We start from the raw sequence: 22,692 nt of genomic DNA, 5'->3' as shown, positions 1-22,692 counted from the left end.
ATGGCGAAAACTGGTTTTAGGACAGATTTAACGAGAGCGCAAAAGCAGAATAATCTCCGTGATGGGAAAGGCTAAACGGAATTTGCAGATTATCACCACGATAGGTTAAAAATGGGACTCCCTGCTTATTTTTACTAATGTTAAGGGATTCTAATGGGATATTCTTTTGGTCAGAAATTTTCTGCAAAAGCCTGATTCTGGAATTTTTATTTTCTGAAATAAAAGAGAACTCGGTATTTGCCGTGCAGGTATGTATCACATCTGAAAATAGTATCGAATTTATTTCACAAGCATCTTCCTCAAAACACACCACTCCCCTCGCTTTTCCCGAATTAATTTCTACCTGCTTGCAAACAAATCGCTTCGGATTATTAAAAGGTTCCAGGTGGTATTTTCGCTGAACTGCTTTATAAACAGACTCCTTCATGCTCCATAATAACCAAACATTCAATTCCGGGTTTTCAGCATTTAAAATAAAATCCTGTTCATCAGTAGTAAAAATCTTCTGAAGAAATCCGCGTCTTTGCCAGTTACTTTGTTTAAAGGCGAGGTTTAAGTCTATGATATCGTTGCCAATCACGCTGAAGCCAGTTTACGCTCAATAATATTTTTCGCATCGCCAACGGTTAACATTCCCTCCATAGAATCGTTGTCTATTTCAATATCAAACTTGTCTTCCACATCCAAAATCACATCTACCAGGTTAGCCGAATTCACTTCCAGATCTTTAATAAAATCGGTTTCTTTACTGAAATTTTCCAGGCCCTCTTTGCGCTGTGTATAAGGGGTTACTATCTTTTTGATTGCGTCCAGTATATCTTTTTCTTTCATTTTGTTTGAAATTAAGCTTATCTTTTTTTGAAAACAATAGTTTCTGTGACGCTGTGATGATGTAACGGAGTTATGTTGTTTTCTACTTACACCACTCACCTTGTTACATCTTTACTTCATCACTGGATTACTCCATCACTTTTTTAAAAATAACCACGGCATTTACATCCCCGAACCCAAAGCTGGATTTTGCCAGGATCTTTACCGGTTTTTTCAAAGTTTCTCTCGGAACTTTTTCTTCGGAAATCAAATCTGAAATTTCCGGATTCAGATCTTCGCAGTTTACATTTCCGAATATAAAATTTTTATCCATCTGAAGCACACTCGCTACGCATTCTATACTCCCTGAAGCAGCCAGGCAATGCCCTGTCATTCCTTTTAAAGAATTTATATATGGAAAATCTTCCCGTTTCAGGGCTTTTTTCCAGTTTTCAATTTCCAGGCCATCTCTGGTGGTAGCCGTAAGGTGCCCGTTAATCGCATCTATTTCGTCTGCTGAAATTCCAGAAAAATGAACAGCTTCTTCAATACATTTAACAACGGCTTCGCTATTGGCGGCCGTCATACTGCCACCACCCCGCTGGCCACCACTATTTACAACTCCGCCCAAAACTTCGGCGTAAATCTTCGCGCCCCTTGCTTTCGCAGATTCATAGTCTTCCAGCACCAAAGCTCCTGCCCCACTTCCGGGAACAAAACCGGCTGCAGATGCACTCATTGGCCGTGAAGCTTCAGATGGGTTTTCGTTATATTTTGCCGGTAAAATTCGCATCGCATCAAAAGGACCCCAAACATACGGCCCGTGATCGCTACAACTGCCAACTAACATTCGTTTTGCTTTTCCAGCTATAATTCTTTCAAAACCCATCAATAAAGCTTCAGTACCCGTGGTACAGGCCGAGGAATTTGTAGTCACCTGATTCCCGCAACCCAATTTTCCGCCCAGATAAGCACTAATGCCGCTGGCCATGGTTTGCATCACGGTGGTACTTCCCAACCTTCGGGTTTTTCCCGCATCTATAAGGTAAATGCCTTCCCTGAATTTATCTACGCCTAAAATCCCGGTGCCAAAAACAATCCCGCTGTTCCAGTCTGGCGCTTCGTTTTCTTCAATTTTAAGTTTTGCATCCTTCCAGGCATCGGTACCGGCAATTACCCCGTAAATAATACCGCTTGAATTAAGTCCGCGCAGTTGCAGCGGGGTAAAATATTCAGCAATTTTTTCTTCTGAAATTTGAGGTTTTCCGGCAATCTGGCAACTGAATTTTAAACGCTGAAGTTCTTCCTCAAACCTAATCCCGCTGGTTCCTTTTCGAAGTGCATCTTCAAAATCATCAAGACCTACCGCATTTGGTGCAACAACTCCCATTCCTGTAATTACCACTCGTTTTTTCATTCCAAAACTTTCTATTCTGATTCATTTTTTATCATTCCAGCGATCTTTCCGCGGCAAATCAGTTTTTCTTCCTTATCATACATTCGCACTTCACATTTTAATTTATTAAAGCGGTAGAATAATTTTTCAGAAATTACTTTCACCGTTTCACCGGGATAAACCGGAAGGTAAAATTCTACTTCCGAAGAACTCAACGCAAGTTTTATATCATTTAAGTCGTTCTTCTCGTTCTGAAGCAGAAAAATCCCAAGGCATACCACACCTATTTGTGCCATACATTCGGTTAAAATTACTCCGGGGGTTACCGGATTGTTTTTAAAATGCCCCTTATAAAAAAAAGAATCCACAGGAAAGTTATAAATTCCTTCGGCAGATTTTTCGTTGACTTTCAGCAACTCATCCACAAATAAAAATGGGGATGAATAAGGCAGTTTTTCAAGTATGTTTTTATAATCCAAGGGCTACTTATTTTAAATGTTCCCCACCATTTACCGGAATAATTGTTCCGGTAATCCAGCTGGCTTCGTCTTTGCTTAATAAATAAACCACATTAGCCACATCGTTAGGAACCGTAAGCCTTTTAAACGGATTATGTTTTAGCGCGTGCACACGCAAGGTTTCGTTGCCGGGAATCATTTGAAAAGAACGTGTAACCGTAACTCCGGCCTGGATACAGTTCGCCCGAATGCCTTGCGGCGCAAATTCCAGGGCGATGCTTCGGGTAATGGCTTCCAGTGCAACTTTTGCTGCTGAAACCGCCGCATAATTGGCCCAGGCTTTTTTGTTACCTTCGCTGGTAAACGAAATAATTCGGGCATCTTTGGCAAAGAGTTTAGCTTTAAAAATAGCTTTTGTCCAATCGTAAAGGCTAATGGCCATTGCATCTATGGTGATTTGAAAATCTACATTATCCAAAGTGGGTTCCTCACCTGTCATTGGTTTTAAGTTCCCTTTAGCAATGCTATGTACCAGGGTCCTTATTTTACCGTCCTTCCCTAAAATTTTGGAAATTTCCTCAATAAGATTTGTACGTTTTTCAACATTGGTAGCGTCTACATTAAAGCTTTCAAACATAACGTCATGCTCTCTGATATCTTCAAAAGCTTCTTCAATTTCTGCAATATCAGCTCGCCGGTCACGATGAATTATAATAATATTCATCCCATGATGTGCCAGCTTCCTGGCGGTGGCAAAGCCCAATCCGGTACTTCCGCCTAAAATAATTGCCCAGTAATTACGATCTTTAAATTCTGCTACCATTCCAGTAAAATTCTTTGTGCCGAAAATCCGGGTCCAAAACTTAGCATTAAGCCCTGTTCGCCGGGTTCTGGCTGTTTTTTCATAAATTCCTCTAACACATATAACACTGTTGCACTGCTCATATTCCCATATTGCCTAAGCACTTCCCGTGTTACATCTATATTCTTCCCTAAGTTACCAAAAAGATCTTCAACTGTTTGAACAATTTTCTTTCCGCCAGGATGAAAAATCAGGTGATCTAGCTTTTCTATATTAGAATTGAATTTTTGCAAAAACGGATGCACAATTTCAGGAAAATGCGATGCGATGGTTTGCGGTACGCTTTCATCCAGGATCATTTTGAGCCCGTGGTTGGTGAGATCGAAACCCATTAATTGTGTGGCTTCATAAAAATGATACATTTCTTCTCCCAGGATTTTAGGGCCTGCTGCGTTTTTTTCTGAAGAAAGCAAGACGCAAGCGGCGCCATCACCAAAAATAGCCGCACTCACCATATTAGCCATCGAAAAGTCACTTAGCTGAAATGTGGCCGTAGGACTCTCAACCGCAATAACTGCGGCACGTTTTCCGGGGTTTGCTTTGAGAAAGTTTGCTGCATAGATTATTCCTGAAATTCCCGCCGCGCAGCCCATCTCGGTAACAGGTAATCGGGTAATATCCTGCCGCATTTCCAGTTCATTGATCAGATAAGCATCTAAGGAAGGAATCATAATCCCGGTGCAACTTACAGTGATTATAAAATCTACTGAATTTGCATCCCAGGAATTGTTCTGTAAAGCTTTTTGAAGTACATTTTTACCGAGTTTCTTAATTTCTCTTACATAAATATCGTTCTTATCTTCAAAGGAAGTCGCTGTAAAAACATCTTCGGGACTCATAATGGAATAGCGTCTGTCTACATCTGCACCTTCAAAGATCTTTAATACTTTTCTTCGATAGCGATCGTCCTGATCCTTTAGCCAGCTTTCAACCCACGGAAGAATATCCTTGGTTTCTCTGGTATACTCCGGCAATTCTTTTTCTACGCCTGTAATCTTTACACTCATATTTTTTCTTTCTGAATAATCCACCGGTAGCGAAAAGCCCACTTCCAGGTAATTTTATGATTGGCCTGCGGAATTTTCCCGGCAAAATTCTTTAACTCCTCCTTTTTAAATCCGCGTAAAATAGATATCAAACCGTCTTTTCTGGCAATTTCATTCCTGATGAAAACCGAACAAAAAACCTGAAAAAGCCTGTACGCCAGCTTTGAACGATGCAAATCGTTTATAACCACTCCCAACCTGGATTGTTGGCTAAATAGGTTTAGTAATTCTAAAATCTCTCCGTTTTTAAAGTGATGGAGCGTTAAGGTACACAATATAATATCACAGTGGAAATTCTTAAATTCTTCACTAAAAATATCTAATGCTAAAAATTCGATTTCCGGAAAGCCGATTGACATTTTCTCCGCAATGCCAATAGCGTGCGTGTTGGCATCAATCCCGGCAAGTTTTAAGTTATATTTATTCTTTCTACCCCATCTGGCAATTTCCCGAAGTACAGCTCCGTTACCACAACCAACATCGGTAATATGAATCTCCTGTGTGTTAGTTTGCTTTAAAACTATATTTTTTACTCCCTCCAGGGTAATTTTATTCCCCCCCAACCATTTATTGATATTATCCAGATCGCGCAGGGTTTGATCCAGTTCATTTCCCTGAAGGTCAAAATCGTCCATAATTTCGACTTCACTTGTTCTCTTTGAGGTATCTATGCTCATACTATTGGCTGCCCGTGGGTTTTACTGATAATTTTCTCTAACAAGTACGGAAATTTTTTAACCAGATTCTGTGAAGTTGAAGCCAAAAAAGGATTTATAAGTATCTTTTGAAGTATTCGTCCCGTTTTTAGTCTGTTTCTAAAATGGGAATTCCAGTTTTGTCGATATTGATTTTCGAGATTTTCCCGATCTAATTTATTCCCTGTGAAATTACTTAAAACAGCTTCCGAAGCAATTTTTCCCGAATGAATTGCCATTGCCATGCCATTGCCGCAAAGTGGGTGGATTAACCCGGCCGCATCTCCAAGCATTAAAATATGATTATTAATTATTGATTTTTCCTGAAAGGAGATTTGCGCAATACTCAGTTCTTTTTTAAAAATCGGTTTGGCATTTTTAAAAAAACCTCTTAAATAGGCGTTTTGAAATAATACTTTCTCTTTAAAGTCTTCGGTATTTTTATACTTTTTAAAACTTTTATAGGACACCATAAAGCAAGCATTCACTACCCCGGTTTCTGTTTTTGATAAACCACAATAACCTCCTTCAAAATTGTGTAGGGCCACTAAATTTTCCGGAAACCCGGCATCCTCATAATGTCCTTTTACAGCAAGCCAGGAAGACTTCTCCTGAATAAATTCCCGCTCCAGGTTTTTATCCAGATTAGATCGTTTACCAAAAGCGCCTAAAACTACAGGTGCCTCAAATTCTTTTCCTGAAGAAAGTTTCACCGTGAATTCATTATTTTCAAAATGAATATTTTCAACTGAATCCAGTAAGGTTTCAGCACCGTTTTTTTCAGCATTATTCAATAGAAAATTATCCAAAGCATACCGACTTAATCCCATTCCGCCCAATTTTAGCGGCGTTTCGATCGATTTTGCATTCTGGGTACTATAAAGCAGGTTTTGAATTTGGACGGGTTTTAAGTCATTTTCAAGATCTATATCCAGGGAATTAAAATAAGGAAGCACTTCGTTAGAAAGATATTCTCCACAGACTTTATGCCTGGGATAGGCCTTTTTTTCAATTAACAGAACCTGCTTTCCTTCCCGGGAAAGGTGAATAGCAGCAGATAATCCTGCCAGGCCACCACCCACAATTATTATTTCGAAACCTGCCATTGCTTGAAGATAAATAAAAGCATAAAAAAATCCCGGAATTTTCCGGGATTTAATAATTGTTTGAGTTGTAAAAAATTAATTCTGTTGCTCAGCTTTTTTCTTTGCTTCCTCTTTTAATTCCTCACTAGCTACAATTGCCAGCTCTACCCTTCGGTTTTTTGCACGGCCTTCAGCAGTTTCGTTATCAAATTTTGGCTGGGATTCACCATACCATTTTGTGTCAAACCTGCCATTGCTAAGACCCTGGCTCGTTAAATAATTAGTCACGGCCTGTGCTCTGTTTTTAGAAAGGGTAAGGTTATAAGTTTCACTACCGGTACTATCGGTATGCCCTTCTACGAGGATATTAGAATCTGGATACTCTTTAAAAATATCGGCTAGTTTATTTAAGGTAGCCTGTGATTTAGAGTTGATATTGTATTTTTCAGTGTCAAAATATACGCCGCTACTTTCATCAAAAGTTACGTTTATACCTTCACCAACTCTTTCAACTTCTGCTCCGGGAATTTCTTCCTCAATTTGCTTGGCTTGTTCGTCCATACGGTTACCGATAATTGCACCGGCCGCACCACCAACAACTCCACCAATAATAGCTCCAAGTGCGGTATTTCCATCACCTGTGTTGTTTCCAATAACTCCGCCAATAACGGCTCCACCGGTAGAACCAATTACGGTTCCTTTTTGTTTATTACTTGCATTCTTAGTGGCATCACAACTAAAAAGTAAAGTTGCTGCAAAAAGAATTGCAAACATTCTGTTTATAGTAGTCTTCATAGTAAATTAATTTAATTAAAATTTAGAAAAATTCATTCTTATCACAAATGGAGAACCTTCAAGCATTACAGATTGCTCCCAAACCATTTGGTCTTCTGAAAGTGATCTCAAATTCATACGGAACCCCTGGTTTCCGGTGGTAGATTTATAATCTTCATCGGTAGGTTTCAATAAAAAATCAAAGATTCCTTCCGGGGTATTTTCTTCGTCTATAGACCAGATAAAGTAGCGCTGGCCACCACTACAATTCGTACCCTGCACAGTGTAAGCACCACGGTTATTATTGGATACAAAATTCCAGCTACTATTCTCAAAGCAGGAGGCGTTAGCGTCATTTAATAAAGTTACATCAAACTCACCTGAACTATTCGGGTAGGTTACACTGGTAAGTGTCCAGTTTCCATTAAAGGTCTTTCTGGCTTCCTTTGCGGTTTTACTGGGACCACAGGCCGCTAAAAGCACGGCTATAAAGCCAAGTACAAATATTTTTTTCATCATTAGTTATTTGGGTTATACATAAAAACCCAATGTTTGCCGATCATCACCTGGCGCAATACATTGGATTTTATTCTTTAATTTTATATGTTTTTATCTTCTAAAAAGCCTGCTTACTAGTGAAATAACAAGTAATACAAGAAAGATATAAAAGATTATTTTAGCAATATCTGCGAAACCTTCAGCAATCCCGCCAAAACCAAAAATGGCAGCTACCAGGGCTATGATCAGGAAAATAACGATTAGACGTATCATAATATTAGAGTTTTGATTAGTTAGAACCAAAATTACAGCAGGAGTAGTACTGTGGCAAAAGATTATTAATACTTTAACAGCAAAACTGTTAAGGATTCTTAAAATCTGCAATTTTTTAGCCGTTTATTATTAATAGTCTATTAATCGCTGAATTTTTTCCCGTAATTTTTTCTTCGGAAGATAGCCTTCTTCCAGAGCTGTTGCGAATGGAATTGGGGTTTCACCGCTGCCCAGCCGCATTACCGGGGCGTCTAAAAACTCAAAACATTCTTCTGAAATAATCGCTGAAATCTCTGAGGCCAGACTACCAAAAAGGGAATCTTCGGTTAGTATAAGGACTTTCCCTGTCTTTCTAACCGAATTAATTATGGTCTCTTTATCTAAAGGTTGCAGGCTGCGAAGATCTATCAACTCTATATTTTCTAATTTCATTTCATTTAGAGTATCCAAAGCCCAGTGAACTCCGGCGCCATAGGTTATAATTGTAAGTTTTTCTCCTTCTTTTAATACCGAAGCTTTTCCAAACGGCAAGGTATAGTAATCTACCGGTACTTCCTGGCGAATACTTCGGTAAAGTGCTTTATGTTCAAAAAATAAGACAGGGTTTGGATCGTTAAATGCGGTATTCAGCAAACCTTTTGCATCGTACGGAAATGCAGGATAAACAACCTTCAAGCCGGGAACCTTAGTAAACCAGGCTTCGTTAGTCTGGCTATGAAATGGTCCTGCTCCCACTCCTGCTCCACAAGGCATTCTTATTACCACATCGGCATTCTGATTCCAGCGATAGTTGCTTTTCGCAAGGTAGTTCACAATTGGATTAAAGCCAGAACTCACGAAATCCCCAAATTGCATTTCTACCATCGCTTTCATTCCATTAATGGAAAGCCCCATTGCAGTTCCAACTATAGCCGATTCACAAATAGGGGTATTTCTAACCCGATCTTTTCCAAATTCCTCTATAAGTCCTTCGGTAATTTTGAAGACTCCGCCATACTCCGCAATATCCTGCCCCATTAAAACAAGGGAATTATGCCTTTGCATAGATTGGTTTACAGCTTGTGCAATAGCATCTACAAATCTTATGTTTTCGCTATTCAGTTCATGATTAACTTCCTGATACACAAACTCCTGAAAAACATCATTTAACTCTTTAGTTTCATCGAATTCAGAAGCTATTTCTTCGTTCGCTTCTTTAAGGTTTATATCTATTTCAGCTTTAATTTCATTTCTAAAATTAACGTCCTGCTCTTCAGAAAGGATATTTTCATCCAACAAAAACTTCCTGAAATTTTCTACAGGATCTTTTTGCTCCCAGAATTGCATTAATTCTTCGGGTACATATTTGGTGCCACTGGCCTCCTCGTGCCCACGCATTCTAAAGGTTTTGAATTCCAGTAAAACAGGTCTTGGGTTTTCTCTTATACTTTCAGCGATCTCTGATACTTTGGTATACACTTCAATAATATTATTCCCATCTATAATATAAGATTCCATTCCGTAACCTTTGGCCCGATCGGCCAAATCTTTGCAGCGATATTGTTCGTTGGTGGGTGTTGAAAGTCCGTACCCGTTATTTTCTATACAAAACAAAACCGGTAAATCCCAAACCGAAGCAATATTAAGGGCTTCATGAAAGTCGCCTTCACTGGTTCCTCCTTCCCCGGTAAAGACGGCGGTTACCTTATTTTCATTATTCAGTTTATGCGCTAAGGCAATCCCATCGGCTACGCCAAGCTGTGGGCCCAGATGAGAGATCATTCCTATAATCTTATATTCCTGGGTGCCAAAATGAAAACTGCGGTCGCGCCCTTTTGTAAATCCGTTTTGTTTGCCCTGCCACTGAGAAAAAAGTCGGTTTAAAGGCACATTCCGCGAAGTAAACACTCCCAGGTTTCTGTGCATTGGCAATATATACTCATCTGCGTTAAGAGATTTGGTAACACCTATAGAAATAGCTTCCTGCCCAATCCCGCTAAACCATTTGGAGATTTTTCCCTGCCTAAGCAGGATAAGCATTTTTTCTTCAATTAAACGAGGCTTTAAAAGCGACGAATACAGTTCTAATAAATGTTCAGAACCGAGTTTATCTTTTTCAAAATTTATGGTGGGTTCCACTGAAAAATTTGCTTGCATAACGTGTGTTTGTTTACCAAATGTAACCAAAAATATAAATGCTAAGAAATATAAAAAGCCTCGGCAGCTCCGTATTTTTAATTAACTTTGTGTGTTAATTTTACAAAAAACAAAGCATATTATGGCGATGAATAATATACCCAGCGTAGATCTTGCCGATTTTCTTTCTGAAGATCCCAACAAAAAACAAAAGTTTGTTGATGAAATTGGTAAGGCTTATGAGGAGATTGGTTTTGTAGCTTTAAAGAACCATTTTCTTGATAATGAGCTGGAAGAAAATTTATATAAAGAAGTAAAAAGTTTTTTTGCCCTTCCTTTAGAGGTGAAAAAGAAATATGAAATTGAAGGCCTGGCAGGCCAGCGTGGTTATATTTCCTTCGGAAAAGAACACGCGAAAGGTAAAAAAGAAGGTGATCTTAAAGAGTTTTGGCATTTTGGACAGGAACCTGCTGTAGATGCCAATCTAACCGAAGAATACCCCGAAAACGTTCAGGTTTCTGAACTTAAGGATTTTAATAAAGTAGGAATGGAAGCCTACCGAATGCTGGAGAAAACCGGTATTTATGTATTAAGGGCCTTAGCTTTATATATAGGACTTGAAGAGCATTATTTTGATCACTGGGCCAGTAACGGAAACAGTATCTTAAGGCCAATCCACTACCCTCCAATTACCGAAGAACCAAAAGGTGCAGTAAGAGCGGGCGCTCACGGAGACATAAATCTTATTACCTTGCTTATGGGAGCATCTACCGGTGGTTTACAGGTCTTGCGAAAAGATGGCGAATGGATTGACGCTGTGCCACAAGAAGACGAGTTAGTGATAAACGTTGGGGATATGCTGGAAAGGCACACCAACAATAAATTGCGTTCTACAATTCATCGCGTAATTAACCCGCCAAAAGAAGAATGGAGCAAACCAAGATATTCTATACCTTTCTTTATGCATCCAAGAAGCGAAATGCGCCTTGATTGTCTGGAAGAATGTATAGATGAAGAAAACCCAAAACAATACGAAGATATTACTGCCGGCGAATTTTTACACCAACGCCTGGTAGAAATCGGACTCCTAAAAAAATAAGTATGGCAAAGAAAAAACTGGGGCTTGAGGACTTAGGCGGTTTTGTTTTTTCTACAAATGATGATTTTGAAGGAAACGAACACGAAGAAACCAATGAAACTTTGGCACCCGAAGACCAACAGCTGGAAGCTCATTTTAGCAGTAAAGGTCGTGGAGGAAAAACCGTAACCATTATTAAAGGTTTCCAGGGCACTAATGATGATTTAGTGATTCTTGGCAAGAAGCTGAAGAAAAAATGCGGTGTTGGCGGTTCAGCTAAAGATGGTGAGATTATTATTCAGGGAGATGATCGGGAAAAGATTATGGAACTCCTTAGAAAAGACGGTTATAATGTAAAACGGGTAGGTGGTTAAGCTCCACCTACTTTTTAAATTCCCCCTATGAATAGTTCAGCACTGCATATTATAAATGGAGATAGTTTAACAGAACAGGTTGAAGAACTCGATCTTCCCGGCCAAATTATTGTTTGGCGGGAGTTGCTATGCGAAGGTCCTTCTTTTAAGGAAGTAGGATCTTCTAAATTCATTAAACAACGCACGAAATTTTTAAAAGAAACCTACGGTATTTCTGCTGAGAATTACCAGGAACGATTTGTTTCTCAACTTAAGAAGCTAAAAGCAGCCAAAGATTATGATCACGTGGTTCTTTGGTTTGAATTCGATCTTTTTTGCCATATAAATATGCTGGCGGCCATTAGTTTTTACCGTGAACATAAACCTGAGGTTCCTTTCTACCTGGTTTGCAGTAAACGTCAAAAAGGGGAAGATGAATTTTTACCACTTTCCAGGCTTCCGGAAAAGCATTTATTGAATCATTTTAATAAGAAAATTCAGCTACAGGAAGAAGACCTGGAGATTGCAAGTTTGGTTTGGGAATTGTATTGTGGTAACGATCCTATGAAATTAAAGCAACAAATTAAGAAAACTTCTAACTTTGAATACCTTTCAAGCTGTATCAGGGCCCATATAGAGCGGTTTCCAAACAGTAAAACCGGTATCAATTCACTGGAGCGAAATGTGCTTCGATTAGTCGAGAATCAGCATATTACTTCTATAAATCAATTATTAGGCTACGCTTTACAATACCAGGGTTATTATGGTTATAGCGATTCTCAAATGGAAAGAGTGTTACAAAAATTATCCATTTTCTATACTTTGGAGAAAGACCGGGTAATTTTAACCGAAAAAGGCCGGGATGCCTTAGACCAGAATAAAAATTTTTACCAGGAACTTAAAAATGATGATTGTCTGGGAGGTGCGCGAGTTTTTGATTTTTTATACGATGCCGATTCCCATAAAGTTTTAAAACTATAATATGCCATTAGAAGCTTCAGAATTTATACAAAATACTGATGGAAGTGTTTATCATTTAAATTTACTCCCGGAACATTTAGCTAAGACCGTAATCTTTGTTGGCGATCCCGATCGTGTTGAAAGAATTACAAGACACTTTGATAAAATTGAATTTAAGATCAAAAAACGGGAATTCCATACACAAACCGGATTTTATAACGGAAAACGCATCAGCGTGATTTCCACGGGAATTGGCCCTGATAATATTGATATTGTACTAAATGAACTGGATGCGCTGGTAAATATAGATTTTGAAACCAAAGAGCTTAAGAAAGAAATTACGAGTTTAGATATTATTAGAATTGGTACCACCGGTTCTATTCAGGAAGAAATCCCGGTAGATTCATTTTTAATTAGTGAAAGTGCTATTGGTTTCGATGGGTTACTTCATTTCTATGATAGCGAGCATATTCAGAATTCAGAATTTGCAGAAGCTTTTATTAAACATTTAAACTGGTTCGAGAAGAAAGCTGCACCTTACGTAGTAGATGGCAGCGAGAATCTTATTGCCCGTATGGAGTCTAAGGAGATTCATAAAGGCATTACAGGTACAAATATTGGTTTTTATGGACCACAGGGCAGGATTTTACGTTTAGCGCTTCAGGATGATAAGATGAACGATAAACTGGCTTCCTTTTCTTTCAATAACAGGAAAATTACCAATCTTGAAATGGAAACATCAGCCATTTACGGTTTATCAAAACTACTTGGCCATAATGCGATTTCAATGAATGCTGTAATTGCCAATCGTGCAGCAGGAACTTTTTCTGAAAATCCGAAGAATACCGTAGACGGTCTTATTCAATATAGTTTAGAGCAATTGGTGAATTAGGAAATATCTCAAATCTCGCTTAGCGAGCATTTAACAGAAAATTAAAAGCATTCCTATGCCCTTATTTGTATTTTTGATTAAACCACTAATCAATAATGCACGAACCAAAAGATATTCCATTAAGGCATAGAGACCTTAATTGGTTGAGTTTTAACGCAAGAGTTTTACAGGAAGCTGAAGATAAAACAAATCCGCTTTACGAGCGGATTCGTTTTTTAGCTATTTTCTCTTCAAATTTGGATGAATATTTCAGAGTTAGGGTTGCCCAGCTTCGGCAAATGAAGCGCGTTGAAAAAAGTATTCGTAAAAAACTTGCCTTAAAACCTACAAAAACCACCAAGGAAATTCTTGAGGAAGTTAAGCTTCAGCAGCATAAATTCGGGGAGATTTACCAAAAGCAAATCCTGCCTGAACTCGCTAAGAATGGCATTTACCTCATAGATGCCGAACATTTTAATAAGATTCAAAAAGAATTTGCAAGAAACTATTTTCAGCAGAAGGTAAAAGATCATATTAATCCCGAGCTAATTGACCCTGAAAAAGAACAAGAGCTGTTTCTAAAAAATGCTGAATTGTATTTGGTAGTAAGTTTCACCAATAAGGAAAAACTTGGGATTGTAAATATCCCTGTTGATGCCTGCGGAAGGTTTGTAAAGCTGGAGGGCGATGGGGAAGAAAATTCAATTACCTATCTGGACGAAATTGTAAGGAGCCAGGTTAGTTCCATATTTAAAGATCAAAGTATTAAAGGGGTTTATGAAATTAAACTTTCCCGTGATGCCGAGCTTTATATCGAAGATATTTATGAAGGTGTTTTAGCTGAAAAAATATACGATTCGCTTGCCCAAAGAACCGATGGCCAGCCTACGCGTTTACTTTACGATGCTGAAATGCCCGATTTTCTTCATAAGAAAGTAAGGAAACTACTGAAGCTTGGTAAAATAGACATGATGCCCGGCGGAAAATATCATAATTTCAACGATTTCTTTTCCTTCCCCGATCCCACGAATAATGCCGATTTGCATTATGAAAAACTGCCCGAAATAGAACATAAGGCTTTATCAAAATCAAAGAATTATTTTGATACGATTTCAGAAAAAGACCAGGCGGTGCATTTCCCATATATGTCTTTTGCTTATGTAGAAAATTTTTTAGAACAGGCGGTAAACGATAAGAATGTTGTCGCGATAAAAATCTCCTTATATCGTGTGGCCGATGAATCCAGGTTGACCAGCTTGCTATTAAAAGCTTTGGAAAACGGAAAACAGGTTACGGTTTTTGTGGAAGCCAAAGCCAGATTTGATGAGGAAAATAATATTATTTGGGGCCGTAAGTTCGAAGAAAAAGGCGCCAATGTAATTTATTCTTACCCAAAAATTAAGGTACATTCCAAAATTATGCTTGTGCAGCGTATGGAAGGCAAAGATTTGGTTAACTATTCCTATATAGGGACTGGAAACTTCAATAGTGAAACTTCAAAAATATATTGTGATCACGCTATTTTCACTTCTAACAAACAAATCGCGAAAGAATTATCACGATTATTTAAAGTGCTGGAAGGAGAATTGATTATTCCAAGGGAAAAAAACCTATTGATCTCCCCATTTTCGACACGACAGGAATTTATAAAACTTATCTATAACGAAATTGACTACTCACAGAAAGGTAAAAAAGCGAAGATCACGGCCAAAATGAACAGCCTTGAAGATCCGGAAATAATAGATTTACTCTACAAAGCCAGTAATGCCGGAGTAGAGATTAGGCTGCTGGTTCGGGGCTTTACCTGTTTAATCCCGGGAGTTGAAGGTTTAAGTGAAAATATTTATATTACCAGTATTGTAGATCGTTATTTAGAGCACGGCAGGATTTACATCTTTGAAAATGGTGGTGATGAAAAGATGTATTACGGTAGTGCAGACTGGATGGCGAGAAACCTTTCCCGCCGTATAGAGGTGCTCTCTCCTGTTCTGGATAAAGATGTGGCCCGGGAATTTAAAGAAATTCTGGAGATTCAGTTAAACGACAATGTAAAAGCAAGGATTCAGGATGCCGATGAGAAAAATATTTACGTAAACCGGAAGAAAACTGACAGACCAGTACGGTCACAATACGAGATTTATAATTATTTAAAGGAAAAACATAGCTCATGAAAACGATTAAAGTAGGTGGCGTACCGGAACATTTTAACCTTCCGTGGCATTTGTGCATTGAAGAAAATCTTTTTGAGGCCCGCGGCATTAATGTAGTTTGGAAAGATTTCCCTGGGGGTACCGGGGCAATGAACAAGGCTTTGCGTTCAGGGGAAATTGATGTGGCAGTTATTTTGACTGAAGGGGTTTTAAAAGATATCATTTCTGGAAATGAAAGCAAGATCGTACAAACCTATATCGGCTCTCCCCTGGTTTGGGGAATTCACGTGGCTGCAGGTTCTCAATACAAGTCGGTTGAAGAGCTAAAAAATACCAGGGCAGCCATTAGCCGCAGAGGTAGCGGCTCACATCTTATGGCTTATGTAAATGCGCAAAATCACGAATGGGATACAGATGATCTTCAGTTCGAAACTGTAAAAGATTTGGATGGAGCAGTAAAAGCGCTAAGCGAAGATAAAGCCCAGTATTTTATGTGGGAACATTTTACCACTAAGCCTTTGGTAGACAATCATACTTTCAGAAGACTGGCAGATTGCCCCACCCCCTGGCCGTGTTTTGTAATTGCTGCAAGGAACGAAAGTTTAAAAAATGAACCACACCGAATTAAAATGATGTTGGAGATCTTAAATAAGGAAACACAACGCTTTAAGAAACTTCCTAAAATTGCCGAAAAATTAGCCGAAAGGTACGATCAGCGTTTAGAGGACATCCAAAAATGGCTGGATATCACTCATTGGAGTCAGGAGCAGATTTCTGAAGCTGAGGTAGAAAAAGTACAGGATAAATTATTAGAACTCAATTTAATCTCAAAAAAACAACCATCTTCAGAATTTATTTATAATTTGTAGCCATTATTCATCAATCAAACCCCTCATTAAATGAAAAAAATATTTTTACTTCTTTTCGTATTTGTCACTTCAATTACCTACGCACAAGATTCTCAAAACAATGAAATTACCAAGCCTGAGAAGAGAGACATCACTCAGAATGAATTAAGTATTGGTGCGCTCAACCTGGTCGCTTTTGGTGCTTTAGACATCACTTACGAACGAATTATAAACAAAAATTCCAGTTGGGCAGTTGAAGGTTTTATTAAGGCTTTAGATCGTGACAACGAAGATATCGGCGATGCTTTTTATAAAGATTTCTCACTAACGGGGAAATACAAATATTTCTTTGGGGATAATTATGCCCGCGGATTTTATGTTCACGGCTTTGGAATGCTTTCCAGCGGGGAATATGACAATAATTATGTAACCAGACCAGATGGTTATGGATATTATGAATACGAAGATTACACCGACTTCGCACTCGGATTTGGCGTTGGAGGTAAATTCGTTTCTACCGGAGGTTTCTTCCTTGATTTAAGTACCGGAATTGGTAGAAATTTATTCAATGAAAATTCTCCCACCGTTGTAGGTCAATTCAATGTGAACCTTGGGTTTAGATTCTAAAATCACCAGTCTATAGGTTGCTTGCCATTTTCCTTTAAATAAGCATTTACTTTGCTGAAATGCTTATTGCCGAACCAATAACCACGGTTGGCACTTAATGGAGAAGGATGTCCGCTTGTTAAAATAAGATGTTTAGAGGAGTCAATTTTGGCTCCTTTCTTTTTTGCATAACCTCCCCAAAGCAAGAAAACCACATTTTCCTTTTCTTTAGAAATAATTTCTATCACCCTATCGGTAAAATGTTCCCAGCCTTTCTTCTGGTGTGAACCCGCCTGATGAGCTCTAACCGTTAAAGTAGCATTCAACAATAAAACGCCCTGATCTGCCCAGCGTTCTAAATTACCGGTATCTGGAACCGATTTTCCTATATCCTCCTGGATTTCCTTAAAGATATTTTGGAGCGATGGCGGAGATTGAATCCCATCATTTACCGAAAAGCAAAGACCGTTGGCCTGCCCCGGACCGTGGTATGGATCCTGGCCTAAAATAACAACTTTGGTTTCGGGAAAAGTGGCGTGTTCAAATGCCGAGAAAATATCTTTACCTTTAGGATAGCAAGTGTTTTCGATATATTCAGTTTTCACGAATTCAGCCAGCTTTTTAAAGTATTCTTTTTCAAATTCTTCGGCCAGTTCTTTTTTCCAGCTGGGGTGTATCTCTACCTTCATTTTAATTGAGTAAATTTGCAGAACCTCAAAAGTAGGGAAATTTATTTATGATTAAAATTGCATCAAAAAGCCTTATAGACCTTGAATTTCCTGTAGTTTGTCAGCAAATTTCAGATTTATGCATCACAGGACCGGGAAAAGAGAAAGCTTTAAAACTTCACCCTTATAAAACGGGTAAAAAAACACTTTTTGGACTTCACCAAACCAATGAGTATGTGAGTTCCAAAACCCGGGACAGCCGAATTCCAAATCACGGTTTCGATTCGATTAAGAATGAATTAAGAACCCTGGAAATCGAAGATTCTATCCTGGAAATAGGGAGTTTCAGAAAGATTTCGAGTCTTTCAGAAACCGTAAATACCCACATCAAGTTTTTCAGAAAGTTTCAGGAATATTATCCCAGTTTATTTGAAACGACTTCAGAAATAGAATATACTACCGAAATCGTAGATAGTATTGGTGCGGTAATCAATAAATTTGGGGAGTTAAAAGATGATGCTACGCCACATTTGCAACAGATTAGACGTTCAATTAATCAGGTAAAAGGTCAGATTAATTCCAGTTTTGCCAAAGCACTTACCACCTATCATTCCTATGGATATTTAGATGAAATTCGGGAAAGTGTGGTAGAGAATGTCAGGGTTTTAGCCGTTACCGCAATGCATCGCCGTAAGGTTAAAGGCGGAATTTTAGGAAATTCAAAGACCGGAAGCATTGTTTATATTCAACCGGAAGCCACTTATCAATACACCCGGGAGCTCAATAACCTCGAGTATGAAGAAAAAGAGGAAATAAAAAGGATTTTAAAAGAACTCACCAATAGATTAAGACCGTTTAAGCCTCTTTTAATAGATTATCAGGATTTGCTTTGTGAGATAGATGTTATTGCAGCAAAGGCTAAATATGCTGAAATGACCAATGGTTTACTGCCAAAAATCACCAAAGAACGGGAGCTGCAATTAAAAGATGCATATCATCCTTTACTCTATTTAAGCAATAAGAAAAAAGGAGATAAAACATATCCACAAAGTATTGAACTGACAAAAGACAACAGGATTATCGTTATTTCGGGTCCTAATGCCGGGGGAAAAAGTATTACTTTAAAAACCGTAGGTTTATTGCAATTAATGCTGCAAAGCGGAATTTTAGTTCCGGTTCACGAATATAGCCGGATGTGCCTATTCGAAAAAATCCTAACCGATATTGGCGATAACCAGTCTATAGAAAATCATTTGAGTACGTACAGCTATCGACTCAAGAATATGAATTATTTTCTGCGGAAATGTGATGATAAAACGCTCTTCTTAATCGATGAATTTGGAACCGGAAGTGATCCGGAACTTGGCGGGGCTTTAGCTGAAACTTTCCTTGAAGTTTTTTATGAAAAGGAATCTTTCGGGATTTTGACCACACACTATGCAAATCTTAAAAAGCTGGCCAACGAAATGCCAAATATGAGCAACGCCAATATGCTTTTTGACTCGAATAGTCTGGAACCCATTTATAAACTTCAGGTTGGGGAAGCCGGGAGTTCGTTTACCTTTGAAGTAGCTCAGAAAAATGGAATTCCATATAGCCTGATTAATCGCTCTCGAAAGAAAGTTGAAAAAGGAAAAATCAGGTTTGACAGAAGTATTGCGAAACTTCAGCAGGAACGTTCCAAACTTCAAAAAACCACCGATTCGCTAAAAACGAAAGAGCAAAAAGCGGCCATAGAAAAAGATAAGCTGGAAGAAACAAATACCAGGATTCAGCAGAAACTGGAAAGCTACCAGGAGTTGTATGACAGCAACCAGCGACTCATTTATATGGGGCAAAAGGTGAATGAGCTGAGCGAGAAATACTTTCAGAATAAAAAGAAAAAAGAACTTATTGGCGAGTTCCTGAAGTTTGTAGAAATTGAAAATTCCAAACGTAAAAAAGAATCGGCCAAGCAGGTAAAAATCCAGAAGGAGAAAGAGAAAAAAGTCCAGCAGGAAGTTAAGAAGAAGGTTGATGTAATTCGGAAAAAGAAGAAAGAAGAAAAGGAAAAAACTACCGAAAAAGAACGTCAGGAAGCTAATAAACCCAAGATTCCACCGAAAATTGGAGATAGAGTAAGATTAGAAGATAGCCGCTCTGTGGGTACTTTAGATAAAATTGAGAAAGGAAAAGCAATTATAAACTACGGAATGTTCACCACGCAGGTAGATGTGGAGAAACTCGAGTTAGTGCAGGCAATGAAAAAGAAATAAGTATGGAGCTTCCAAAAGACAAAAAAATCATCCTTTTTGATGGTGTTTGCAACCTATGCAGCAGCGCTGTGACTTTTATAATAGAGCGTGACAAAAAGGATATTTTCCGATTTGCCTCCCTACAAAGCGAAATAGGGCAAAAACTGGTAGAAGAACGCGGAATGGATCCAGAAGAACTGGATTCTATCATTCTTATTGATCCCGGCGTGGCTTATTACCAAAAATCTACCGCAGCCCTGGAAATTTCCCGCGAACTTTCAGGCGGTTATTCCTTTCTGAAAAACTTCCTTTTTATTCCCGAAGGAATGCGAGATGGCATCTATAATTTTGTAGCTAATAACCGCTACAAATGGTATGGAAAAAAAGAATCCTGCATGATACCCACTCCAGACTTAAAAGCTAAGTTCCTGGACTAGGCTTTTTCCTTTTCTTTTACTTCAGATTTCTCCTGCTCTTCATCACCTTCCGGGTGATAATGATCATCCCACTCCTTTACATTAGGCGGTCCCATCTTGTTAACAGATTTTGCGACCATTAAAGAAACTGCAGCGTCACCGGTAACGTTTACCATAGTCCGGCACATATCTAAAGGCCGGTCTACCGCAAAAATAAGTGCTAACCCTGCTTCCGGAATTCCTGCCTGGGCAAGTACAATCACCAACATCACCATTCCCGCTCCGGGAACAGCAGCTGAGCCAATAGAGGCTAAAGTAGCAGTGGCGATAATCCCAAGCTGAGCACCAATACTAAGGTCCATTCCAAAAGCCTGGGCAATAAATACTGCAGCTACAGCCTGGTAAAGGCTGGTCCCATCCATATTGATCGTTGCTCCAATTGGTAACACAAAGCTGGTAACTTCCCTGCTTACCCCCATATGCTCCTCTACCCTTTCCATGGTTACCGGCAAGGTTGCGGCGCTGGAACTGGTAGAAAAAGCTAATAATTGGGCTGGAGCAATTCCGTTAACAAAGAAAGACGGTTTGTTTTTGGTTACTACCCATACCAATAAAATATAGAAACCAATCATTAAGGCCAAACCAATTAAAACGGTTACCCCGTACATTGCAAGAGCGGCAAAAAGATCGGTGCTGGGAGACTCTACCACCAATGCCGCTAAAAGTGCAAACACACCATAAGGAGCTGCCAGCATAATGAGATCAATCATTTTAAGGATAACTTCATTGAAACCATCAAAAAAATCTTTCACCGGTTTTGCGGCTTTTTCAGGTATAAGAATAAGCCCGATTCCGAAGAAGATAGCAAAGAAAATTACCTGCAACATATTGGCATTATCACCCGCTGCGGCAAAAATATTTTCAGGAACTATATCCTCTAAAGCCTTTAACGGGCCAGATTCTCTTTGCTGGTCTGCAGAGGCTTTAACCCCTGAAGCATCACCCTCATAACTTGTAATAAGATCCTGCTGGGTTTCTGCGGTAATGGCGTTTCCTGGTTTAATAAGGTTAACCATTCCAAGACCTATAGTCACCGCAATTATGGTGGTAAAAATATAAATCCCAATGGTACGCGCTCCCATTTTGGAAAGCTTGGAAATATCTTTTAAATCTGAAATACCTTTTACCAAAGACGCCAAAATAAGTGGCACTGCAATAAGTTTCAAAGCATTGATAAAAATATTCCCGAAGGGTTTTATCCAGTCGCCAATAAACTCTGAACCCCAGCTAAAATTGGTAAGAATAAGGGCAAAAATTACCCCGGCAGCCATTCCAAGTAAAATCTGCCAGTGCAGTGCAAGTTTTTTCATGCTAAGTAAATTTCAGTATTTAAATCAATTAAATTTTTGAACTTTTATTCTGAAGTAAATAATCGGCAATCACCAAAGCGGCCATTGCTTCAACAATAGGCACAGCGCGGGGCACCACACAGGGATCATGTCTTCCTTTCCCAAGCATTTCCACATTTTCGCCTTGCTTATTTATAGTTTCCTGTTTTTGCATAATTGTAGCCACAGGTTTAAAGGCCACGTTAAAATAAATATCCATTCCGTTGGAAATTCCGCCCTGTATTCCTCCGCTTAAATTGGTTCTGGTGGTTCCATCTTCATTAAAAAGGTCGTTATGTTCGCTGCCTTTCATTTTAGTGCCTTCAAAACCGCTGCCGTATTCAAAACCTTTTACCGCGTTTATGGAAAGCATGGCTTTTCCCAATTCGGCGTGAAGTTTATCAAAAACCGGTTCTCCCAGGCCTTTAGGCATATTTCTAATCACGCATTGCACGGTTCCCCCAACAGTATCCCCTTCTTTTCTAATTTGCTTTATGTAATCTTCCATTTTTTTTGCGGAAGAAGGATCGGGACAACGTACTGCATTGGTTTCGACAAGACTGAAATCAAGCTCTTTAATATTTTTATCCAGCTCTATCTTTCCAACTGAAGCTGTATAAGCATTAAACTGAATATCGTTTAAAAACTGTTTCGCAACCGCACCGGCCACTACCCTACAGGCAGTTTCCCGGGCAGACGACCTTCCACCGCCACGATAATCCCGTACGCCATACTTTTCATCGTAAGTATAATCGGCGTGGCTGGGACGGTAGGTATCTTTTATATGCGAATAATCTTTTGATTTCTGGTTGGCATTTTTAATCACAAAACCAATAGGAGTTCCTGTGGTTTCGCCTTCAAAAATTCCCGAATAAAATTCAACCGTATCGGGTTCTTTTCTTTGGGTTACAATAGCCGACTGACCGGGTTTTCTGCGGTTGAGTTCGGTTTGTATCTTTTCGAGATCCAACTTTATTCCGGCAGGGCAACCGTCTATAATTCCTCCTATGGCCTGCCCGTGGGATTCTCCAAAAGTGGTGAGTTTAAATAATTTTCCGAAGGAATTTCCTGCCATTTTAGTGATTTTGAACAAATGTAATTTTTTCAG

At 39.0% G+C, this 22,692-nt stretch carries 24 protein-coding genes; 9 read left to right on the top strand and 15 right to left on the bottom strand.

Features of this window, described 5'->3' with window-relative positions; translation table 11 throughout:
• Positions 1-16: 16 nt before the first annotated feature.
• From LB467_RS08380 to LB467_RS08325, 12 genes are all read right to left on the bottom strand, one after another.
• Entirely contained in the window at positions 17-580 is a 564-nt protein-coding gene (locus LB467_RS08380; protein ID WP_224473583.1) for a 4'-phosphopantetheinyl transferase family protein, read from the bottom strand.
• On the bottom strand, positions 577-831 hold the full coding sequence (locus tag LB467_RS08375; RefSeq protein WP_224473582.1) for an acyl carrier protein: 255 nt from the start codon (positions 829-831) through the stop codon (positions 577-579). Before LB467_RS08375 ends, LB467_RS08380 begins: the two co-directional genes overlap by 4 nt.
• A 127-nt stretch (positions 832-958) precedes the next feature.
• Positions 959-2,227 carry a beta-ketoacyl-[acyl-carrier-protein] synthase family protein gene (locus tag LB467_RS08370; RefSeq protein ID WP_224473581.1) on the bottom strand — a complete coding sequence of 423 codons (1,269 nt, stop codon included), beginning with the start codon at positions 2,225-2,227 and terminating at the stop codon, positions 959-961.
• Between the two features lie 11 nt (positions 2,228-2,238).
• Positions 2,239-2,685 (bottom strand): 3-hydroxyacyl-ACP dehydratase FabZ family protein, encoded by a 447-nt coding sequence (locus LB467_RS08365; protein ID WP_224473580.1) that lies wholly within the window; start codon positions 2,683-2,685, stop codon positions 2,239-2,241.
• A gap of 7 nt (positions 2,686-2,692) precedes the next feature.
• On the bottom strand, positions 2,693-3,487 hold the full coding sequence (locus LB467_RS08360; protein WP_224473579.1) for an enoyl-ACP reductase FabI: 795 nt from the start codon (positions 3,485-3,487) through the stop codon (positions 2,693-2,695).
• Positions 3,481-4,533: a type III polyketide synthase gene (locus LB467_RS08355; protein ID WP_224473578.1), complete on the bottom strand. Its 1,053-nt coding sequence runs from the start codon at positions 4,531-4,533 to the stop codon at positions 3,481-3,483. The genes LB467_RS08360 and LB467_RS08355 overlap by 7 nt, the downstream gene beginning before the upstream one ends.
• The gene (locus LB467_RS08350; RefSeq protein ID WP_224473577.1) at positions 4,530-5,249 is read right to left on the bottom strand and encodes a methyltransferase domain-containing protein; all 720 of its coding nucleotides are present in this window, start codon (positions 5,247-5,249) and stop codon (positions 4,530-4,532) included. Before LB467_RS08350 ends, LB467_RS08355 begins: the two co-directional genes overlap by 4 nt.
• Positions 5,246-6,373 (bottom strand): NAD(P)/FAD-dependent oxidoreductase, encoded by a 1,128-nt coding sequence (locus LB467_RS08345; protein ID WP_224473576.1) that lies wholly within the window; start codon positions 6,371-6,373, stop codon positions 5,246-5,248. Before LB467_RS08345 ends, LB467_RS08350 begins: the two co-directional genes overlap by 4 nt.
• Positions 6,374-6,448: 75 nt before the next feature.
• On the bottom strand, positions 6,449-7,147 hold the full coding sequence (locus tag LB467_RS08340; protein WP_224473575.1) for an OmpA family protein: 699 nt from the start codon (positions 7,145-7,147) through the stop codon (positions 6,449-6,451).
• Between the two features lie 15 nt (positions 7,148-7,162).
• Complete coding sequence (locus LB467_RS08335; protein ID WP_317196354.1) at positions 7,163-7,645, bottom strand: lipocalin family protein; 483 nt, start codon at positions 7,643-7,645, stop codon at positions 7,163-7,165.
• A 90-nt stretch (positions 7,646-7,735) separates the two neighbouring features.
• Positions 7,736-7,897: a DUF1328 domain-containing protein gene (locus tag LB467_RS08330; RefSeq protein ID WP_070055250.1), complete on the bottom strand. Its 162-nt coding sequence runs from the start codon at positions 7,895-7,897 to the stop codon at positions 7,736-7,738.
• 129 nt (positions 7,898-8,026) lie between these two features.
• Entirely contained in the window at positions 8,027-10,033 is a 2,007-nt protein-coding gene (locus tag LB467_RS08325) for an alpha-ketoacid dehydrogenase subunit alpha/beta (RefSeq protein ID WP_224473574.1), read from the bottom strand.
• 127 nt (positions 10,034-10,160) lie between these two features.
• Here LB467_RS08325 and LB467_RS08320 point away from each other — a divergent pair, with 127 nt between their 5' ends.
• The 7 genes from LB467_RS08320 (at position 10,161) to LB467_RS08290 (ending at position 16,899) form a co-directional block, all read left to right on the top strand.
• Positions 10,161-11,111 (top strand): isopenicillin N synthase family dioxygenase, encoded by a 951-nt coding sequence (locus tag LB467_RS08320; protein WP_224473603.1) that lies wholly within the window; start codon positions 10,161-10,163, stop codon positions 11,109-11,111.
• A gap of 2 nt (positions 11,112-11,113) precedes the next feature.
• Complete coding sequence (locus tag LB467_RS08315) at positions 11,114-11,464, top strand: translation initiation factor (protein ID WP_224473573.1); 351 nt, start codon at positions 11,114-11,116, stop codon at positions 11,462-11,464.
• Positions 11,465-11,491: 27 nt separating this feature from the next.
• Positions 11,492-12,424 (top strand): DUF1835 domain-containing protein, encoded by a 933-nt coding sequence (locus LB467_RS08310; RefSeq protein ID WP_224473572.1) that lies wholly within the window; start codon positions 11,492-11,494, stop codon positions 12,422-12,424.
• Between the two features lies 1 nt (position 12,425).
• Entirely contained in the window at positions 12,426-13,295 is an 870-nt protein-coding gene (locus LB467_RS08305) for a nucleoside phosphorylase (RefSeq protein ID WP_224473571.1), read from the top strand.
• 95 nt (positions 13,296-13,390) lie between these two features.
• Positions 13,391-15,445: a polyphosphate kinase 1 gene (gene ppk1 / locus LB467_RS08300; RefSeq protein ID WP_224473570.1), complete on the top strand. Its 2,055-nt coding sequence runs from the start codon at positions 13,391-13,393 to the stop codon at positions 15,443-15,445.
• Complete coding sequence (locus LB467_RS08295; RefSeq protein ID WP_224473569.1) at positions 15,442-16,293, top strand: substrate-binding domain-containing protein; 852 nt, start codon at positions 15,442-15,444, stop codon at positions 16,291-16,293. Before ppk1 ends, LB467_RS08295 begins: the two co-directional genes overlap by 4 nt.
• Before the next feature lie 30 nt (positions 16,294-16,323).
• Positions 16,324-16,899, top strand: a complete 576-nt coding sequence (locus LB467_RS08290) for a hypothetical protein (RefSeq protein WP_224473568.1) — start codon at positions 16,324-16,326, stop codon at positions 16,897-16,899.
• 2 nt (positions 16,900-16,901) lie between these two features.
• Here LB467_RS08290 and LB467_RS08285 read toward each other — a convergent pair whose 3' ends face one another.
• Complete coding sequence (locus tag LB467_RS08285; protein ID WP_224473567.1) at positions 16,902-17,567, bottom strand: uracil-DNA glycosylase; 666 nt, start codon at positions 17,565-17,567, stop codon at positions 16,902-16,904.
• 47 nt (positions 17,568-17,614) lie between these two features.
• Here LB467_RS08285 and LB467_RS08280 point away from each other — a divergent pair, with 47 nt between their 5' ends.
• Positions 17,615-19,801, top strand: a complete 2,187-nt coding sequence (locus LB467_RS08280) for an endonuclease MutS2 (RefSeq protein ID WP_224473566.1) — start codon at positions 17,615-17,617, stop codon at positions 19,799-19,801.
• 2 nt (positions 19,802-19,803) lie between these two features.
• Positions 19,804-20,217 (top strand): thiol-disulfide oxidoreductase DCC family protein, encoded by a 414-nt coding sequence (locus LB467_RS08275; RefSeq protein ID WP_224473565.1) that lies wholly within the window; start codon positions 19,804-19,806, stop codon positions 20,215-20,217.
• Here the strand turns inward: LB467_RS08275 and LB467_RS08270 are convergent.
• Positions 20,214-21,566 carry a dicarboxylate/amino acid:cation symporter gene (locus LB467_RS08270; RefSeq protein ID WP_224473564.1) on the bottom strand — a complete coding sequence of 451 codons (1,353 nt, stop codon included), beginning with the start codon at positions 21,564-21,566 and terminating at the stop codon, positions 20,214-20,216. The two genes, LB467_RS08275 and LB467_RS08270, sit on opposite strands and share 4 nt — an antisense overlap.
• A gap of 28 nt (positions 21,567-21,594) precedes the next feature.
• Positions 21,595-22,659 (bottom strand): chorismate synthase, encoded by a 1,065-nt coding sequence (gene aroC, locus LB467_RS08265; RefSeq protein ID WP_224473563.1) that lies wholly within the window; start codon positions 22,657-22,659, stop codon positions 21,595-21,597.
• Positions 22,660-22,692 lie beyond the last annotated feature (33 nt).

Origin of the sequence: Salegentibacter tibetensis (assembly GCF_020164485.1) — a bacterium.
Taxonomy (GTDB): Bacteria; Bacteroidota; Bacteroidia; order Flavobacteriales; family Flavobacteriaceae; genus Salegentibacter; species Salegentibacter tibetensis.
Note: the sequence above shows the minus strand (reverse complement) of the source record. Positions and strands in the feature narration are given on the sequence as shown.

Coding starts and splice junctions, on each gene's coding strand:
- LB467_RS08285 (WP_224473567.1), bottom strand. CDS start 17,567: ATGAAGGTAGAGATACACCCCAGCTGGAAAAAAGAACTGGCCGAAGAA.
- LB467_RS08370 (WP_224473581.1), bottom strand. CDS start 2,227: ATGAAAAAACGAGTGGTAATTACAGGAATGGGAGTTGTTGCACCAAAT.
- LB467_RS08310 (WP_224473572.1), top strand. CDS start 11,492: ATGAATAGTTCAGCACTGCATATTATAAATGGAGATAGTTTAACAGAA.
- LB467_RS08320 (WP_224473603.1), top strand. CDS start 10,161: ATGAATAATATACCCAGCGTAGATCTTGCCGATTTTCTTTCTGAAGAT.
- LB467_RS08360 (WP_224473579.1), bottom strand. CDS start 3,487: ATGGTAGCAGAATTTAAAGATCGTAATTACTGGGCAATTATTTTAGGC.
- LB467_RS08295 (WP_224473569.1), top strand. CDS start 15,442: ATGAAAACGATTAAAGTAGGTGGCGTACCGGAACATTTTAACCTTCCG.
- LB467_RS08290 (WP_224473568.1), top strand. CDS start 16,324: ATGAAAAAAATATTTTTACTTCTTTTCGTATTTGTCACTTCAATTACC.
- LB467_RS08305 (WP_224473571.1), top strand. CDS start 12,426: ATGCCATTAGAAGCTTCAGAATTTATACAAAATACTGATGGAAGTGTT.
- LB467_RS08280 (WP_224473566.1), top strand. CDS start 17,615: ATGATTAAAATTGCATCAAAAAGCCTTATAGACCTTGAATTTCCTGTA.
- LB467_RS08315 (WP_224473573.1), top strand. CDS start 11,114: ATGGCAAAGAAAAAACTGGGGCTTGAGGACTTAGGCGGTTTTGTTTTT.
- ppk1 (WP_224473570.1), top strand. CDS start 13,391: ATGCACGAACCAAAAGATATTCCATTAAGGCATAGAGACCTTAATTGG.
- LB467_RS08375 (WP_224473582.1), bottom strand. CDS start 831: ATGAAAGAAAAAGATATACTGGACGCAATCAAAAAGATAGTAACCCCT.
- LB467_RS08340 (WP_224473575.1), bottom strand. CDS start 7,147: ATGAAGACTACTATAAACAGAATGTTTGCAATTCTTTTTGCAGCAACT.
- LB467_RS08335 (WP_317196354.1), bottom strand. CDS start 7,645: ATGATGAAAAAAATATTTGTACTTGGCTTTATAGCCGTGCTTTTAGCG.
- LB467_RS08275 (WP_224473565.1), top strand. CDS start 19,804: ATGGAGCTTCCAAAAGACAAAAAAATCATCCTTTTTGATGGTGTTTGC.
- LB467_RS08355 (WP_224473578.1), bottom strand. CDS start 4,533: ATGAGTGTAAAGATTACAGGCGTAGAAAAAGAATTGCCGGAGTATACC.
- LB467_RS08325 (WP_224473574.1), bottom strand. CDS start 10,033: ATGCAAGCAAATTTTTCAGTGGAACCCACCATAAATTTTGAAAAAGAT.
- LB467_RS08270 (WP_224473564.1), bottom strand. CDS start 21,566: ATGAAAAAACTTGCACTGCACTGGCAGATTTTACTTGGAATGGCTGCC.
- LB467_RS08350 (WP_224473577.1), bottom strand. CDS start 5,249: ATGAGCATAGATACCTCAAAGAGAACAAGTGAAGTCGAAATTATGGAC.
- aroC (WP_224473563.1), bottom strand. CDS start 22,659: ATGGCAGGAAATTCCTTCGGAAAATTATTTAAACTCACCACTTTTGGA.
- LB467_RS08330 (WP_070055250.1), bottom strand. CDS start 7,897: ATGATACGTCTAATCGTTATTTTCCTGATCATAGCCCTGGTAGCTGCC.
- LB467_RS08345 (WP_224473576.1), bottom strand. CDS start 6,373: ATGGCAGGTTTCGAAATAATAATTGTGGGTGGTGGCCTGGCAGGATTA.